Annotated in this window: 8 protein-coding genes; 3 read left to right on the top strand and 5 right to left on the bottom strand. The window is 46.4% G+C overall.

All coding sequences use genetic code 11. The annotated features are described in order from the left end of the window. Window positions 1-396: 396 nt before the first annotated feature. Window positions 397-3,795, top strand: coding sequence for a DEAD/DEAH box helicase (locus tag TH63_RS04970; RefSeq protein WP_048919978.1), 3,399 nt, complete (start codon window positions 397-399; stop codon window positions 3,793-3,795). A 282-nt stretch (window positions 3,796-4,077) separates the two neighbouring features. On the opposite strand, the gene TH63_RS20070 is transcribed toward TH63_RS04970, so the two are convergent. The 3 genes from TH63_RS20070 to TH63_RS04955 form a co-directional block, all read right to left on the bottom strand. Then, window positions 4,078-6,339, bottom strand: a complete 2,262-nt coding sequence (locus TH63_RS20070; protein ID WP_048919977.1) for a T9SS type A sorting domain-containing protein — start codon at window positions 6,337-6,339, stop codon at window positions 4,078-4,080. A 1,366-nt stretch (window positions 6,340-7,705) separates the two neighbouring features. Next, window positions 7,706-10,105 carry a TonB-dependent receptor domain-containing protein gene (locus tag TH63_RS04960; RefSeq protein ID WP_197088639.1) on the bottom strand — a complete coding sequence of 800 codons (2,400 nt, stop codon included), beginning with the start codon at window positions 10,103-10,105 and terminating at the stop codon, window positions 7,706-7,708. Window positions 10,106-10,241: 136 nt separating this feature from the next. Further along, window positions 10,242-10,712 (bottom strand): hypothetical protein, encoded by a 471-nt coding sequence (locus tag TH63_RS04955; RefSeq protein WP_048919975.1) that lies wholly within the window; start codon window positions 10,710-10,712, stop codon window positions 10,242-10,244. 1,071 nt (window positions 10,713-11,783) lie between these two features. Between TH63_RS04955 and TH63_RS20240 the strand changes: the two genes are divergently transcribed. Both TH63_RS20240 and TH63_RS04945 read left to right on the top strand, forming a co-directional pair. Beyond that, window positions 11,784-12,554, top strand: coding sequence for a hypothetical protein (locus TH63_RS20240; protein ID WP_156180391.1), 771 nt, complete (start codon window positions 11,784-11,786; stop codon window positions 12,552-12,554). A 704-nt stretch (window positions 12,555-13,258) separates the two neighbouring features. Next, entirely contained in the window at window positions 13,259-14,176 is a 918-nt protein-coding gene (locus TH63_RS04945; RefSeq protein ID WP_197088638.1) for a hypothetical protein, read from the top strand. Window positions 14,177-14,526: 350 nt separating this feature from the next. On the opposite strand, the gene TH63_RS04940 is transcribed toward TH63_RS04945, so the two are convergent. Further along, complete coding sequence (locus tag TH63_RS04940) at window positions 14,527-15,429, bottom strand: hypothetical protein (protein WP_156180387.1); 903 nt, start codon at window positions 15,427-15,429, stop codon at window positions 14,527-14,529. 341 nt (window positions 15,430-15,770) lie between these two features. Beyond that, entirely contained in the window at window positions 15,771-18,311 is a 2,541-nt protein-coding gene (uvrA, locus tag TH63_RS04935; RefSeq protein WP_048919971.1) for an excinuclease ABC subunit UvrA, read from the bottom strand. Window positions 18,312-18,456: the final 145 nt, after the last annotated feature.

Below are 18,456 nucleotides of genomic sequence, written 5' to 3'. Positions count from 1 at the left end.
TTTTATCACCTTAGGTCTTTATAAGTCATAAAATTAATTACAATAATTATATCTACAATACCTTATGTATAAATATTTTCTTAAAAAATCTTTATACCAAGACTCCGTTTACTATACTAGTATTATTAAGCGATTTTGCAATATTCTCTTCTTTAAGATTAGAAAAATATAAAATTTCCTTTAAATAATTATCAAATATCTAAAGGAACCTGGTAAAGGATAGGAAATCCCCCTTTAATAGTTGCCCAAATGGCGACACTTACTGTGGCCTATGAAACGCTTACCTTCTCTTTTCCTGTTCACCTTGTGTACCAAGGCTTTTCTCCCCACCTTTTTGTGCCTTCTCCCCAGCCAAAGTTTCTGCTTACCTTTGGTGCCCAGTAAACAACCAGAAAGATGGCGGAGCAAGACGGAACACGTGCAAAGACAGTACCTCACCCCACGCATTACCTCCTGCCAGATATCTCGGTTTCTTCGCTTACCTATGCTACTATTGCCCGCCATTCCTCTGCCGAGGCCATGGCGGCTGGAACTTCTGGTTTCGCCCTACAGCCTACCCAAATAGAACTGAATAAAGCCACTATTTCGGGCATCTCTCCGTTTGGGCGGTTCCCGGCGGTAACGGTGGTGCAGCAGCAAAACGGGCTGGTGCTGTCCTGTGGGTGCCCAACTCCCAAGAAAGGCCTGTGCGAACACCAGACCCAAGTACTGCAGACTTTGCTCAACCGTCCCGAACTGAGCGTATTTTTTGACGTGGCCCTACGTAGGGAGAAGATTAAGCCGGTAGCCGCTGCCTTTGGCTTAGCCGAAGAAGAAGACCTGGACTTACACTTTAAAGTGGAGTACCTGAACAAGAGCCTGCACATTACACCCAGAAATCCTAACCTCCTGCCGGTAACAGAAGAATCCCAGGCCTTGCTCAGAGAGAAACTTATCCCTGCGCAAAAGCTCCCCTTTTTGCCGGGCGCAAGAGAAACCAATACCAATACTCAGAGGATAGTGGTCCTGGGCGAGCATAAATACTACCGGCACCTAACAGTGGAACTGCTGGAGTCTACTATTACCCAGGCAGGCAAAGTAAAGAACCCGCTTAAAACGTTAAACCCCCTAGATTTTATCTGGCAGACAGACCACCCCAGTGAGTTGAAGTTCTATACAGCCCTGGCCCGGTTTCAGAATAACTATAACGCTGAACCCACTGATGTAGACCTGGAGCCCTTAAAGGCCCTGGTGCAGAACCCACTCCATCTGGCGGTTTACCAGCATAATCCAGAAGTATCAGCTAATATAACCGCCAGTTCAGTGGCCCCGGTACAACTCAAGAAAACCAACCTGGAATTGGTGCTGGAGGTAGATTACAAAGACCATTTCTACGCCATTTATGCCCAGTTGCACATAGAAGGCCAACCTTTCCTGCTGCGGCACCTGCAACTCAGGTACGGCCATTTTCTGCAGGTGCAAGCCTGCTTATATTTGTTGCACAACCCAGACCTACGCCGGGTCATTGATTTCTTCCAGAAGCGGGGCCACCAGGTGCTGGTACATGAATCTAAGTTTGAGGAGTTCCGGCAGAATATTCTGGCTAATCTAGAGGCCAGGATCAAGATTTCCTACTCATTCCTGAAGCCCGCCACAGCCCGCCAACTCAAGGAGCAGGGCTTTACCCAGGACAGAGAACGACTGTTATACCTGTCTGAATCTGAAGACTACATCCTGCTCACGCCCGTGATGCGCTATGGCCATGTGGAAGTACCTGTGCTATCCAAAAAGCAGATCCATGCCACCGATGCCCAGGGCAAAGCATTTATAGTGGCCCGGGACCAGGAGGCGGAGCTGCAGTTCACGGCTCAGATTCTCAAGCAGCACCCCCACTTTAAGGAGCAGCTGCACCTGGACTGCTTTTACCTGCACCGCGACCGGTTCCTGACCCAGGATTGGTTTCTGGAGGCCTTTGACGCCTGGCGGAATCAGGACATCACCCTTTTAGGGTTCAAAGAACTGAAACAGCAAAACCTCAATCCGCACAAGGCCAAAGTCACTATTCTGGTCACCAGCGGCATTAACTGGTTTGACACCTCCCTGGACATAACCTTCGGTTCACAGAAAGCATCCCTGAAACACCTGCACAAGGCCCTCAGGCACAAGACCCGCTTTGTCACCTTAGATGACGGCACCCAGGGCATCCTACCCCAGGAATGGCTGGAAAAACTTAACCGCTTCTTTGAAAATTCTGAAGTAGTGGGCGACCGGCTTCGCACTCCCAAGATGAATTTCGCCAGCATAGAGGAACTGTATGAGACGGAGGTTCTGAGCCAGGAAGTGCGGGAGGAACTGGCGCTCTACCGCAAGAAGCTTTCCCGGTTTGAGGCCATTGAAGAAATAGAAGTTCCCCAGGACCTGAAGGCCACCCTGCGCCCCTATCAGAGGCAGGGCCTGAACTGGCTGCACTTTCTGGACCAGTTCAACTTCGGGGGCTGTCTGGCAGATGACATGGGTCTGGGTAAAACGGTACAGGTTCTGGCCTTTATCTTATCGCTTAAACGCAAAGGCGGCCACAACACCAACCTAGTGGTGGTACCAACCTCACTCCTTTTCAACTGGCAGAACGAAGTGGCCAAATTTGCCCCCTCCCTCCGCATCATGACCCTCTACGGAACCAGCCGGGTAAAGGCGATCAAAGACCTGGACGGTTTTGACTTGGTGCTTACCTCCTATGGCACGCTGCTGTCTGATATCGCGCTCCTCAAAAACTACACGTTCAACTATATTTTCCTGGACGAGTCACAGGCCATTAAGAATCCTGAGTCGCAGCGCTACCGGGCCGTGCGCCTGCTGCAGGCCCGCAACCGGGTAGTGCTCACAGGCACGCCCCTGGAGAACAGCACCTATGACCTGTACGGCCAGCTTTCCTTCGCCTGCCCGGGCCTGCTGGGCAACAAACGTTTCTTTAGAGACTATTACTCCAAGCCCATTGACCAGTTCAAGAGCAGCAAGCGCGCCACCGAACTGCAGCGCAAGATCAGTCCTTTCCTGCTGCGAAGAACCAAGGAGCAGGTAGCCAAAGAGCTGCCTGAGAAAACAGAAATGGTGCTGTACTGTGAGATGGGCAAAGAGCAGCGGCAGGTATATGCGTTACATGAGCGGGAGATACGGGATTATATCTCGGCCCAGGCCGAAGAGGAAATACCCAGAAACAGCATGAGTGTCTTGAGAGGCCTGACCAAACTACGGCAGATCTGTAACTCGCCGGCGCTGCTGCCAGAACAGGAAGCCACCTCGGGCAGCAATGAATCGGCTAAGCTGGAGGTGCTGCTGGAGCAGATTGAGAGCAAGGCGCCCCACCATAAAATACTGGTGTTCTCGCAGTTTGTTTCTATGCTGAACCTTATCCAGAAAGAACTCAACGCCCGTGGCATTAAATACTCGCTCCTCACCGGCCAGACCAAAGACCGGGCGGGGGCCGTGGCGCAGTTTCAGGAGCAGGAAGACGTGCGCGTGTTCCTGATCAGTTTGAAGGCAGGTGGCACCGGCCTCAACCTCACCCGCGCCGACTACGTGTTTCTGGTAGATCCCTGGTGGAACCCCGCCACCGAGAACCAGGCCATTGACCGCACCTACCGCATTGGGCAGGAAAAGAATGTAGTAGCCGTGCGCCTCATCTGCCCCAATACCGTGGAGGAAAAGATCATGAAACTGCAGGCCACTAAGAAAGACCTGGCCCAGGACCTGGTGAAGACCGATGGCGCCATGCTGAAGTCCATGACCAAACAGGAGTTGCTAAGTTTGTTGGGGTAGCGTTTCTGTTTTAGGGCTACTTTCAGGAAAACAGGCTCGAAATAGGAAAGCCTTTCTGCCAAGTTTGTTGCCTTCCGGTTTTGAGAAAGTGGTAATGCAGACTTTGCGTTTTAGAGCCGTTTTCCTGAAAACAGGCAAAAACCAGACATATCCCAAGGGGCACAATCAAGAAATAAAAGATGGTTACATACGGGCCGGCAGGTTTGGTTATGCCTTAAAAAAAAGCGATGCCGCCAGAGAACTTACTCTCTGGCGGCATCACCTTGTTGGAAGCGTTTACTGCTACCTCCGTTTTAACAGTTTAATTGATTTTTTACCAGTGCTGCTTAAGATTCTGGCAACGTACATTCCATCTGCCAGATCTTTTCCATCTAGTTCCACTATGTTTTTCTCGCCAGCTTTGGCAGTCCCGGATTTAACCTCGCGCACCAGTTCTCCATTCATGTCATACAGGTTGATAACATACTTGCCACTTTGCTCTACTGTAAACTCAATGGTAGCCTTGTCATAGAATGGAACAGGATAGGCCACTGCCCGTTCTTCACTTTTGATGCTCTCTGTTTTAAGTGATTTAACCTCTGATTTCATAGCTGGGGTTGGGGACCCGCAAGTCTCTGCCTCAGAAACACAATCACCAATTGTAGCCATTACAATATAACCAGACCCGGCGGCTCGGTTAAGGAATATGACATCTTTGCCTTCTTCTGCGGTTATCTCATCTGAATTGTTGCCATCCTTGTCTGTGATTTTATACATAGCACCAATAATTGGAGAGTTTACCGTCACACTAAAGACCACTTCATCACACGCTGGTGCGTTATAAGTGACAGATGGCTTGCCAGGTGACTGGTTCACAGTTAGTTCATTCTCTGCTACACCATAACAGGTGCCTTTGGCTAACTTGGCATAAACCGTGGCAGTGCCAGAAGAATAGTTGTTAGGGGTAGAAATAAGACCAGAGAAAACTTTAGTAGAGCTGTTGTAGCCTGTGTACCAACCTGCTACCGTCACCCCTGCAACTCCTCCGGTTACGGTCGCTTCCTCAGTGGTCAGGTCAAAGTAAGCTGTAGTGCCGCCAGCCGTAGTGGGGCAAGCTGACATGCTGGTATTAGTACCCACAGGTGAACCTGTGATTGTAAGATCCAGCGTCTCTGTATGCGTACAGCCGTCTGCGTTTGTGGTCTCGTTGGTGTAAGTTCCTGAAGAAGTATAGGTTTGCCCGTTCCCAAGCGGACCGGCCCAGGTATAACTATCACATGCAGACGCAGTGGTCGTGTGCGAGGTACTGGCCTTAATGGTTATATCTGTGGTGGCTGTTTTTGCACAACCGTTTGTGGTAAATGAATAAGTAATAGTGTAGGTACCTGGCATACTAGCAGCCAAATCTATGGCGCCTGTGCTTGAATTAAGAGAGATGGTATTGGTACTTGGAGTAGGTGATTTAGGAGCATAAGAATAGGTTCCTCCTCCAGTACCACTTTGGGTAACAGTTGCTGTTCCTGTATTGCAATAAGGCCCTGAATAAGCAATAGAGGCAGTACCAAAGGTAATGGACACCTGAATAGGCTCTACCAAGTCTTTAAGCGCTGCCGTGTTAGAATCTGAGGCCTTGGTTTTAATAAATACGGTTTTAATACTTAGGCCCAGGCAAGGGTCTCCTAAGGCCCCTATGAGTTTGGTCATGTTAATAGCTGCCTCCACAAAGGCAAATTGCTTGTAGGTAGTGCTACCAAATGCCTCAAAAGGCACATTTTCTGTACCAGTTCTGTTAGTTTCTGCAAAGGCAATATCATTTAAAGTGACGGTTGGGTTAGTGGAGATTACGGTAGAACCCGGTATTAACTGATACCCGAACTTTCCGCCGGACAAAGACGCCCATTTATAAATAGCTACGTTTGGCTTGCCTCCTCCATTGCTATATTCCATAGAGATCACCAGGTCATTTACCGTCCTACCTCCATCTGTTCCTCCTGTGGAAAATCCGTTATTGTTTGTATTGCGGGTTACGGTTTTCTGCAAGAGCTCAAAATCAATATAACTGGTACCATTGGTTGATAAGCGGTCACCGCCTACTACTAACCAGTCATCATTATTGGTGCCTTTGGTCACCAGGTACATGGCATTATTGATATCATTTTTATCTGGGGCGCTGCTGGCCGTCCAAGCCCATGAGGCTGGGCTTGCATTAAATTTACTACCCTCTGTAAATATGATATCAGTTGAGCTATTATATAGATCTCTTTTAAGCTCTGCATTAACCCCGCTTATTGGAACACCGGCATCAGTAAACACGCGCCCGCCAGTACCAGAAACCACAGGGCTACCAAATACCCAGTCACCAACATTTACGGTAGGGGTATTTGCCCGTAGGCCCCCATCAATATGAAAGCCATTTATTGGCGGATTAACGGGGGCTATTTGGGCAAAAGCGCCTACCCCCATCAACATAGAAGCTACCAGCGCAAACGTAGAGCGCCATAAGGAGGTGGATAAATTAGGCACAACGATCCCCGTCATGCTTTTGCATTGGTAATGGTTTTTCATAAACGGTAATTAATTAAAGTGGACTTATACTATGAAAGACAAAAAATAAATTAGTGGATGGTGTTACCAGAACCTAAACCAGAGAGGTTTAGTAATTAAGCGGATAAGTTAGATGCTACATACAGCAGTCGTTTACAGGACCGAGACAGAATAAACTTCAGGTTTTTACATTGTGTGTCAAGAAAGACCTTAAGGTGATGTACCCATCCCTAGCCAAGCGTTCCATAGGAATAGCTGAAACTAGAAAAAGGCATACCATTCAGCTTTGGGCCAGACGTAACGTATCCTTAGAGCCAATAAAACCTTAACTTTTCGTTTCAGATAAGTGGTAAGACTTTTATAGACTTGACCATGATCTAAAAGCACTTGGGGGTAAGGGGGATAGGGGAAGTAGAAATCTTTTAAACTAAAATAGCTTTAAAGTAAGCCTGCATAGATATTGACGGGGTGTTGCAATACCCATTAAAACAGTAAAAGGTCCTTAATATTTTAACTATTTAAATATAATTTATAATATTATTTGCAGGCCTTTGGTTTTCATACGACCTATATACTCATAGGTTTATAAATTTTTGTTAAAGTTTTAAGGAAAAGCCGCTAAATGAAGACCTACCTATCAGTGAGTAGTTCATTCATTTACAGGTGCTTTCTTAAATTATAATAGTACTGAGGCCTTTTGCACTTAGATAAAGGTCATGTGTTTTAAGCCCGTTTTCCTGAAACCATAGCTAAACTGAAAGTTTACTCTGGAATTTACGATACGAAACTAAAATAAAAAGCAGCCATCAATAGGTTTCCCCATAAACGGCTGCTGCTTCTAATACTTAAATGTACAAGTTTGTTGATCTGCCATTATTGCTGGAGCTTCTTGAAATCTACCAGGCATTCAGTAAGGCTTTTGTTGTGGTAGTGCCTCTCAAATCATAGTTTGCTAGATGGTTTTTTGCACCATTAATACAAGACGAATCTAAAGCTTCACCGCCTGCTCGTATTTCAATATTAATCAAGGCCGCAATCCAGTAGTGCGCTAACTTTAAATTAGCACCTGTTACAGGTCATTAAGTATGGTAAAAAGTTCAACTACAGAATAATAAACCTCTCCAATTATTTTTCAGAGGCTTTTATAAACCACTAATCAGGTTGTTCCAAAATTAGAAATGCTCCACGCAAAGGCAATAACAACACATATATATAAATTTAATATTGCTTATATTTAATTGCATTACATTATTAAATCGATATAAGTATATGAACAGTAGCTTCAAGCCAATTTTATTCCTTGAAACTTAAATTCCCCACGACTTCCCATGAAAGAAAGAGCATGAAAGATTCAATTTGGACATACCTCCTACTTCCCTTCTATTCTCTAAGGCTTTTTTCTTCTAATTAAATTTTCAGGAGGTGCACTGGTTTTCAGTTTGGTAAACCGGTAATTGAAGCCTACCGTGAATTGCCTGATCACTGTATAGGACTCCCGTCTCTGGTAGAAAGTTAAACCGGTTGTCTCAGAAGAAGTGTGCCGCCTTGCTTCAAACGGACTCCTGACAGACAGGCTCAGGCTTGCTTTCCCGTTTTTCAAGAATTGCTTGTTGAGCGCTACACTACTCCAGGTATATCCACTAGTGCTACCTTGCAGCAATACGTTAGGGGAGTTATAATTCAAGTTGCCGCTTGCTCTCCAGGTCTTACCCATGCGGTAGGCCATGGCTCCCCTTACGCTGTAGATAAAACCCTTGTTGGCTTGAGGCCTGCCTTCCAGCATGCTGGTATAAGATACGTAGCTAGTACCGATGTTGAGGTTAAGGGTTAGTTTTTTAGAAAATGTGGTATTGCTGTTAAGTGAGAAATTATACATTCGGTCATGGCCCAGATTGCCGTACGTGCTGCGGGCTACCGAATCCTCTCCCAGTGTGGTGAAATACTGGATAGCATTGTTTGTGAAGTGGTGGGAAAGACCCGCACTCAGAGAGGTGGCTTTAATATACTTAATGTAATCAAGTTGCAGGATATGACTAGTGGCCGGGTCCAAAGCAGGATTACCGTAGCTGACATTGAGCGGGTCTGTGGCGTCCACGTAAGGGTTGAGGTCATAGAGGCTCGGACGCTGTATGCGCTGGGTATAAGAGAGTTTGAGCGTGCTGCTCTCTTTTAACATAAGGCTGAGGGTGATATTAGGAAACAGATTGCGGTACTGCTGCGAGGCCTTAGTGGATGAAGAGCGGAAGTTGGCATGAAGCCTTGTTTCCTCCACCCTGAGCCCTGTTCTAAGTACCCACTTGTTGTTGCGGAGGTTGAAGGAGGCATAGGCGGCATGGATGTCCTGACGATAGTCGAAGCTGTTGCTCAAGGCAGAGTCCAGCACCAACATACCTGTCTCCTGCTCCAGGTTCTTATAAAAATAACCGCTGTTGTTTTCCTGCAGTACCGATTTTATACCCAGCTCCAGCGTTTGCTTGCCCAGTGGGTGGGTATAATCAGCCTGCAAGTTATACTCCCGTGCCACATCCTGGTTTTGTGTGGTGGTTTGACGTCCTGTGTAATTGATAATGGGCTCCAATGAAAAACCTGATGCACTCTCGTTCTCACTGTTGTTCCTGCTGAGGTCGAAGGAGAAGCTGCGCATGCTATTGTTTTTGAAACTGCGCTGGTAGCCAAGATTTAAGTATGAATTGTTGCCATCGTTGTTGCCCTTGTTAATGTTCTGATAAGACTCTGTCGTTTCACCAGCAATGTTTAAATGTGAGACTTGCTGGATATTATTATTTGAACCGTTGTTACTGTTCATACCATAGGAAAGGGTAAATTGGTCTAGCAGACTTATATCATATGTTAGTTCACCGCCGAAATTTTGAGCCCTGTTCTCGCCGCTGCCATTTCCGGTTTGCTCTAATCTGCTGCCACGCACGTTGTCCAGCCTGTAAAAGATGCTATTATTCTCCGGCTGTTTAGCATAGTTATTACTATACCTACCGGTTACGCTGACTTTACCCGCGGTGGCTGTTAGTGATGCGCTCCCGTTATAGGACTCAGGATGCCCTGCCACCAAATTAATTGAGCCGTTATATCCGCTGATGCTTCGCTTGTGGGTGATGATGTTGATGACACCACCAGTGCCGGCAGCCTCATAGCAGGCAGACGGGTTAGTGAGGATTTCAACCTGTTTGATTGAGTTGGCGGGAAGTGTTTTAAGGACTTCGCTGGGATTAGAAGAGAAAAGTGCTAATCGTTTCCCGTTGACCAGGATTTGGTAATTCATCTGCCCGTTGAGTGTCAGGTTATCTTCTGCATCCACCGTCAGGAACGGCACTTTGCGCAGCATATCGAGCGTGCTGAGCAGATTTACCTCTGGGTCTGCCTCCACGTGGTAAGTGGTCTTGTCTATACTTTGCTCTATCAGTGGCTTTTGGGCAGTTACTTGAACTTCCTCCAGTTGGGTAGCAGTGGGGGAGAGAAGAATGGTGCCAAGGTCGTGAACAGGGGAAGTCAAGGTTGATAGATGAATATTTTTAGTTTTATAGCCTATAAAACTAAAGGACATCTGATAATATTTATCAGTCAAAATAGAAAGCCTATAGGTACCATCTTGCTCTGAGATAGTGGAGTTAGTTACTTGGTTGTTACTATTTTCTTTTATAACAATAGTCACGTAGCTGAGCGGAATCTTATTAGAAGAATCTGCTATTGTGCCTTTTAGTGTTATTATTGATGGCAAATGTTGAGCAGAGGTGATAAAATAAAAGATACAAAAAAAACCAGTAAGCAGCATTCGACATATCCTAAATACTATTTTACTTTGTAGTCTCATATTGTATTTAACTGGAGTAGGAAACAGTATTTTGAAAACAGCCAAAGCACCTTAATGGTCTGAGTTAAATTAAGGTGCTTTGGCTGTTTTATTTTTACTACCTTACAGGTGTTGGGTTTGGCAAGTCGAATCTCCGACCTAAAATGGTGAAGTAAACATTTGTAAAAGTAACATCAGATACTGTTCCTGTCATATTTGAACTAGGACACTCTCCCGGTGTAAAATTAGTTACAAGAGTCTGGCAGCCTCTTGTTCTTCCATTTCTCACATCAAATGTAAGTGTGGAACTTTGACCAGGTAAAGTTTGAGTCAGACCTGGGACTTGATCCCCATCTTTTTTCGCTTGCCCTTGGTTAATACAACCTGTTTCAACTGTAGCTGTATAGTACACTGTAATATCCACCTCATCAATATTACCTAAACCAGCAAAATCAACACAGATTTGTAAATTTTTTCCTAAGTCAGTGGCAGTAGGTTGTTGTTTCACAACAAGGTTCTGTGCAAAAGCATTATTAAAACTGAACAGCGCAATAAGCGCAAAGGCGAAACTTAAGATTCTTGCTTTCATAATTATGAATGATTAAATGGTTAAAAAAATTTAAAACCCTTGTTAGTAATACACCTAAACACTCAGCAGATAACATCTTTAATTAGTCTTTTATCTACAACATTATTTTGGCAATATCTGCGTTTTATTACCATACAATTGGTGAAAATAAACTATCAAATAACTAAACCAATTCAGGCTTTATTCTTAATATAACATAGTTATTCCAGCTCCTAATTGTTTAAGCATATGTTAGCCATAAAAATCTCTTAATTTTTATGACCAGCTAATAAATAACTGAAAATAACTGACCATGGCCATTAGTAGGCTTTTCCAAACCAGAAAATAAAAACTGGCTTTTCTTTGGAACTGCTTCCTTTCAAAGGCATTTTAAAAAAACAACAGAACAGCTTCTACATAAGCAAAAAATTATAATTTAAATATATTATTTAACAATATTCCAATAAACCTCAAAAGCAAACCGCTTCTGCTCCCTGTCTGAAAGTCCATTTCTGGCAATAAATTCTTCTTTGCTAATTTCTTAAGTTAGCTTACATATGAATAAACCGATGTAGGAGGGAAAAGCAGATAGATTTTCTGCTTCTAACTTGGTAGGGTATTAAAACTTGAATAGTTAGTAAATAACGCTTTATCTGAAAAAATAAACGTCTCTTTCCTTTCTTCTGCTTAACCTGTTCCTGAGAAATTAGGGCTATTTCTCATCTCTTTATCTCCCATACAAGGGAAATACTTAAGAGCATTAAGGGAGTTGCTTCCCAATTAAACACCTTTAGTAAAGGTGCATGTGTAACTGAATTATAATCTAATTATACGAACCACATATTTTAAGTTACACTTATTAGTGTTAAATTATTCTACATTTAACACTAATAAATTATATTAAATATACCTATTACTTTTTATAGTCAAGTGTATTGTGAGCCAACTCAGGTTTGTTTATCGGGTGGTCTTACTGCATTAACTAAAAGAACCTTTTAAGCCTCTTCCCTAACTAAGAAACCACCTCGTAAACCGGATGGCACACGGCGCGTTAAACTAAGTAACACCATTTCTAACCTTAACCTAACAGCTATGGACAGACGAGAAATAGATTGGTTTGATATCTGGAACTACCGGCGCTTCATGCAACAGGAGCAGGACCATCAAGACCGTCCTGACTATGATATGCGTGGAGAATACCAATACCCACAACACCACCGAAACGACTTTGACCGCTTTGGCCAGGACTACAGCAGATATGAACGCCAGCACATGCCTTCAGCAGGTCACTATCGTCCCCATTTAAGCGGTGCTTACCCTTCGCAAAGCAATTATAGCCAGGGCCGGTTTGGTCAGCACTACCAAACTCATTTCAGGCCAGACCATATGGTACCTCGTTGGGAAGAGGATCAAGAGATAAGAAATGAGAGCCGGCGGGGCCATGGCAGTTTAGGCTATGGCGGAACGTCAGATCAATTTGATAATGTCCGCAGGGAACATCGCTATAGATACCAGCAGGAGGAACAAGATCACCCTTATGCCCAAGGCCGGGGGGAAAGAACAAGACATAGTGGACCGTCTGGACCATTTGGGTGGCAGGCAGGCAGAATTAACCCTAGCTACGGTAACAGGTCTTTCTATGACTCTTATAATGCAGAAAGGGGCAGCACCTATGGTGGCGCCTCCTATGCCGGTGGGCAAGGCTATAAAGGCAGCCAACAGCAAGACGATTGGCATGGTCCCTCTTATGGGGTAAACACCGGCAACAACAGAGGTAGCACGTATGGCCATGATGAAAGCACCTACAGCCGTAACAACCCTCAGGGGTATGGCCGCTGGCAAAACGATTCAGACGAATTTTAAAATATAGTCTACCACCTTATAGAAGGGCCTCCCAAAGAAAGAGTAACATACTTTATCGGGAGGCTCTTTTGTTTCTTTCTTTTTCTAGGATAGCAGCCTTGCTTCTTATTTTAGACCTAACTGGTTGTAAAGTGATAAACTTTATCTTTTACCTACTATCTGAAGCCCAATCCAAGGTCAGAAAGCCAATATTCATCTTTTCATATAATTATTATTCATATTTAAGTAAGTCTTTTCTTTACATATTTATTTTTATAAGCTTGTGAATTTAATATATAACTATTTCAACTAAAACAAATAAATATCATTCCTGAAAAAAGTACTCTATAGTAGGAATAATTCTTTAGCCTTTTTATTGGGGCTTCTTCTAACAGCAAAATGGCAAAGTAAGAAAACTCAATACTTATATACTTAGTTCTAAGTATTTTATAAATACCATCTACAGGGCTCAATCTGCCTTTCATACTTTTTTACCTTTATTTACTAGCCTTTAAAATGGCTTGTTTGGGCGGCAAACCGCTATTAAAGCAAGAAACGGAGGTTAGTGACGAATCAATCAGATTTTTGTTTCAAAAATTCGCTCAATTATCTCCAAATCTGAATATTTTTTTAGATATTGTTTATAAATAAACGAGAAAGCACAGCCCCCCGTTCTTTCTTAAAGGCTTAAAAATTATAATATATTTATACATCACCCATTGAATATGAACACTAAGGTTCAAGTAGAAATAGGAGTTAACGGGAAAGAAAGGGCAGTTGAGATGTGTGGATTGGTAATGCCTTCGTCTCCTATAGATGGCGTGTCTGCTGAGCATTGGCGGGAGGTATTGTCTATTGTGACAGACGTGATCAGGGACTCAGAGTTTGAGCCTCAGGTAACGTGTCATTCAGATGAAACCTGCCTTGTAAAAAAGGACATCATTCAGACCATGTACAACAACCCACTTATGGTGTTTGACGTGAGCGGTAAAAACCCCAATGTAATGTTTGCCCTGGGCATGCGGTTGGCCTTTGACAAGCCCACCATTATTATAAAAGATGATGCCACCAACTATACCTTTGACTCCTTTCCTATAGAGCCTATAACTTACCCCAGAGGTCTTCGGTTCACCGCCATTCTGGCCTTCCAGAAAGCGCTGAAGGGCAAGATTGAAGAGATGGCCCTAAAGCTGAAGGAGAATGCCACCATTGGCACTTTTCTGGAGATTCTGGGGGAGTACAAGAAAGAGAAGCCAAGCGCTAGTAAAGAATCAGCAGAAAAGTTCATGCTTGATTCCATTGAAAAATTAATGGAAGAAGTGAAAACGCTCAAGAACACTATTCACAAAGAAGCTGCCCCGGTGGTTGCCCACCATGCCCCACAGGCAGGCATGAACAACTTAACAGAGATTTTCCTGCGGCCAGAGAACCTGGAGATCTTTGTCGCCTACAAAATTGACCAGTACGTGAAAATGGAAGGCCTGCAAGACAGATCTGTGGTAGAGAAACAGCGTCTCCAGCATAAAGTATTTGAGTTCATTACCAGCAGCAACCCAGAGCTGGATAATGATGTGATTGAGCGCCTGATCCTGGAGGTAATCAATAGCCAGATAAAAACAGGCGCTTCTACCATGGTGGCATAAGCCCTAATCTATAATCATCTATAATCTTCCTTTTCAAAAGACAACTTCTCTTCTTTTAAGAACCGCCTTGGTTACTTTAAAAGAAGAGACACATTACTGTAACTGCCTCTAAGCTATGCCCTGAAAAAGTCAAAAAGGCAAAAGCCATAGGCCTGTTGAAACAATACGCCGGTGCTCATAAATTCCTATTGAAGACTCCTGCCTTTCGCCATTAAATCCGGGGGGTGATGACTTGCCACGGGTATGGCCAGACGTAGACTTCATAGTTCAAGCCCTCCCCTAAAAGCTGATGCCTGAAGTTCCCCTTCAGGCATCAGCTTTTAGGGGAGGGAAAAAATTTAAATTCAATCTTACTCACACTTGTAGGTAAAGGTACGCACCGAACCACCAGAATACGTGGCGGTATTTGGCCTGCCTTTGTCTGTGTAGGCATAGGTAGTAGTATTGGTGAAATTATACATGTTGGTATTGAAGTTAGCGCCTGGCCCTTTTTTCGTACCTTCCAGGGTAGTGGCAGAAGTAGTAGCTACTATGTTATTCTGAGATAAGCCAGGAATAAACAAACCGGTAGGAAGGTACTTCATATACCAACTCTCTTTGTAGGGATTCATTTTGTCATCATAGGTATAGGTCACGTTGATAACAATATCATTGTAATTGTCTGGATTGTTGTCAATGTAACCTAACACCCGGTATTCATGCACTTGGGTCACATTTCCTTTGGCATCATAGGTAAAGTTAAAATCATTCAATAGTAGCCGCGGAGAACCGGTCACCAACCAATTCTTCACATTGATTAGCTTCTTATCAGTATAGGTATATTCTTTGGTGGCATACAGGGCCAACTGCGGTGACCCGGGGTTCTGCTTTTTGTTATACCAGTCTACCTTCTTCACCAATCCATTGGCATCATGCTCAAAGGCAAACGCTTCCAGTGGCAAGCCCTGAGGATCTACCAAAGTGGTAGAGATAACTTCGCCCTTGACATTGTATCCATACACCACGGTGGAAGTAGTAGGCCGTTGCCCCTGCAGCACATCACTTATTTGCGTTACCCTGTCTCCATCAAAAGTAATGGTGCGGGTAAGGGACTCTCCTGGCGCGGGAAAGGTTATTTGCTCCTTCAACAATAGGCATTTCACCTCGGCTGGCTCAGGTTTAGGTGTAGGTTCTTCTTCTTTTTTGTCTCCGCACCCTAGGGCCAGAAAAAGAAGTGTAACAAGTGATAGGTACGAGCGTCTACGTGTAGTCATAGTTTTGTCGGTCCTTTGTATTTAGAGTCAATTTACAAAATACACTTCTTATGTAAAACTGGAGCCTATTAAGTTGCAGTATTTTATTCCATCAACTTTTGTAAAATCAATAGCTGCGTTTCAATGGGTTAGAAGGTAAAATTTCTTTGGTTTAAGTACGGTAGTTTCAGTGGTAGGTCTGTTTTCAACCTGCCTTAAAAAGGGTTTAGCTGTACAGCAGTCAGTTGCAAACTGGCAACAAGTTTATCCCAAGTTACTCCTTGGCCCAATCTTGCGCCAGATTAAAAACTCAAATTGCGTTTTGGGCCTGTATTCCGGAAAACACCCTTAAAACGTCCATCCTACTTTCCTAAAGCGTCTTTCAAAAAGGGTGCTGTCTTGCTCTTCTTCACCTTCGCTACTTCTTCCGGCTTACCGGCGGCTACAATCTGGCCTCCCTCCTCCCCGGCCCCGGGGCCGATGTCCATTACCCAGTCGCTGGCGGCGGCTACGCGCATGGTATGCTCTACCACAATGACCGTGTTACCAGCGTCTACCAGCACCTCCAGCTGGGCCATGAGTTTCTCCACGTCTGAGGGGTGCAGACCGGTGGTGGGTTCATCCAGCACATACAAAGAATTGCCCCGGCTCAGGCGCTGCAGTTCAGTGGCCAGTTTGATGCGCTGGGCCTCCCCGCCCGAGAGTTCAGTAGCAGGCTGACCCAAACGCAGGTAGCCCAGGCCTACTTCGCGCAGTACTGAAAGGGCGCGGTGAATAGCGGGTTCCTCATCAAAGAATTCATGGGCAGCATCTACCGTCAGGTTCAGCACTTCGGCAATGTTCAGGTCGCGGTAAGTGACTTCCAGGGTTTGGGAGTTGTAGCGGGCACCGTGGCAGACCGGGCAAGGAGCGTACACGCTGGGCAGAAAGAGCAGTTCCACCATCACGAAGCCTTCGCCGGTGCAGTTCTCACAGCGGCCTTTGGCTACGTTAAAGGAGAAACGGCCCGCATCATACCGGCGCTTCTTGGCCAGCGGCGTGGCCGCGAAGAGTTTGCGCACGTGGTCAAACAAGCCGGTATAGGTAGCCATGTTGGAACGGGGCGTGCGCCCGATGGCCTTTTGGTCTACCCGCACCAGCCGCTTGATCTGCTCCATGCCACTCACAATTCTTCCGCCGGTAGTTTGCGGAGCCGACTGCTCCAAGCCATCGGTTTCCTCTTCCTCGGGTTGCAACTCATGCCCCAGATGTTCGGCCACCAGTTCTACCAGCACCTGACTTACCAGACTAGACTTACCCGACCCCGATACGCCCGTGACGGTAGTGAACACACCTAGCGGAAAGGCAGCATCCAGCTGGTGCAGATTGTTGCGGGTCACGCCGCTTAGTTTCAGCCAACCGGTGGGGGTACGGCGTTCGCGTGCAGGTACCGGCGTGGCGCCAAAAAGATAGGCAGCGGTCTGGGAGTCATAAACGGTTTTCAACCCCTCGGGCGGACCGCTGTAGAGAATCTCCCCGCCTTTCTCGCCGGCGGCCGGGCCTACGTCCACCAACCAATCGGCTTGCCGGATCACGTCCAGGTTATGCTCCACCACAAACAGGGAATTTCCCGCTTTCTTGAGATTTTCCAAGGCGGTAAGCAGGGCCAACGTGTCACTGGGGTGCAGCCCCGCCGAGGGCTCATCCAGCACATACACCACGCCAAACAAATGCGAGTATAATTGCGTAGCCAGGCGCAGGCGCTGCAACTCCCCCGGCGACAAGGTAGGCGTACTTCGTTCAAGGGACAGATATCCCAGACCTAAATCTAATAGTACCTGAATACGCGCCACCAAATCCTGGGCGATGCGCTGCTTCACAATCACCTGCTCCGGGTGCTCCTCGTCATGCCGGGTGTGGCTAGTGGTAACGGCGCTCACATACGGTTTCAGGGTCTGGGCCACGCGTTGCAGGGGCAGACGCGACAACTCCGTTATATCATAGCCCGCAAAGGTCACCGACAGCGAGGCGGGATTCAGGCGTTTCCCCTGGCAAGTGGGGCAGTTGGTGTGAAGCATGTACTGCATTACCCGCTTCTTCATAAGCGGGCTGTTGGTGTTGGCAAACGTATGGAACACGTGCCGCCGGGCGCTAGAGAAGGTGCCCATGTAGTTGGGTTCCTCTTTGCGTTTGAGCGCGCGCTGGGTTTGCTCTGGGGTGTAGCCGGGGTACACGGGCACCACGGGTTGCTCCTCGGTGAATAGAATCCAATCACGGTCTTTCTTGGGAAGGTCGCGCCAAGGGCGGTCCACGTCAATGCCCAGGGTCACCAGAATGTCGCGCTGGTTCTGACCACCCCAAGCAGTGGGCCAGGCGGCAATGGCTCTTTCCCTGATGGTGAGGCTTGAGTCAGGCACCATGCTTTCTTCGGTCACCTCGTAAATCCGGCCCAGGCCGTGGCAGGTAGGGCAGGCGCCTTCAGGGGTGTTAGGTGAGAAAGCCTCGGCGTAGATAATGCCCTGACCTTTGGGGTAATCACCAGCCCGGCTGTAGAGCATGCGCACCAGGTTGGAGAGCGTGGTCACGCTGCCTACGCTGGAACGGGTGGTAGGAGTACCGCGCTGTTGCTGCAAGGCCACCGCCGGGGGCAAACCCTCAATGGCGTCTACCTCGGGCACGGCCATCTGGTGGAACAACCGCCGCGCGTAGGGGCTCACACTCTCCAAATAACGGCGCTGGGCCTCGGCGTACAGCGTGCCAAATGCCAACGACGACTTGCCGGACCCCGACACACCCGTGAACACCACCAGCGCATCGCGGGGAATGGTGAGGTCTACGTTCTTGAGGTTATGCTCGCGGGCCCCGCGGACGGTGACGAAGCCGGTGAATTCTGAAGGCGGGGTTGCGTGTGTGTTTTTTGCCATGTGCGGTAGAACCAAAGGAGTCTTTGCCCTTACGCAAGCAGCGATGGCGCTGTTATCTTTGTAAACTATCCTACTGCTGCTACCGCTGTTCGGGATTTGCAATCCCGAACTTTTGAAAAGCGGATTTGCAATCCGCCTGCTGCTT

The organism is Rufibacter radiotolerans, from assembly GCF_001078055.1.
Classification (GTDB): Bacteria; Bacteroidota; Bacteroidia; order Cytophagales; family Hymenobacteraceae; genus Nibribacter; species Nibribacter radiotolerans.
This window is presented reverse-complemented; position numbering and strand designations above follow the sequence as displayed.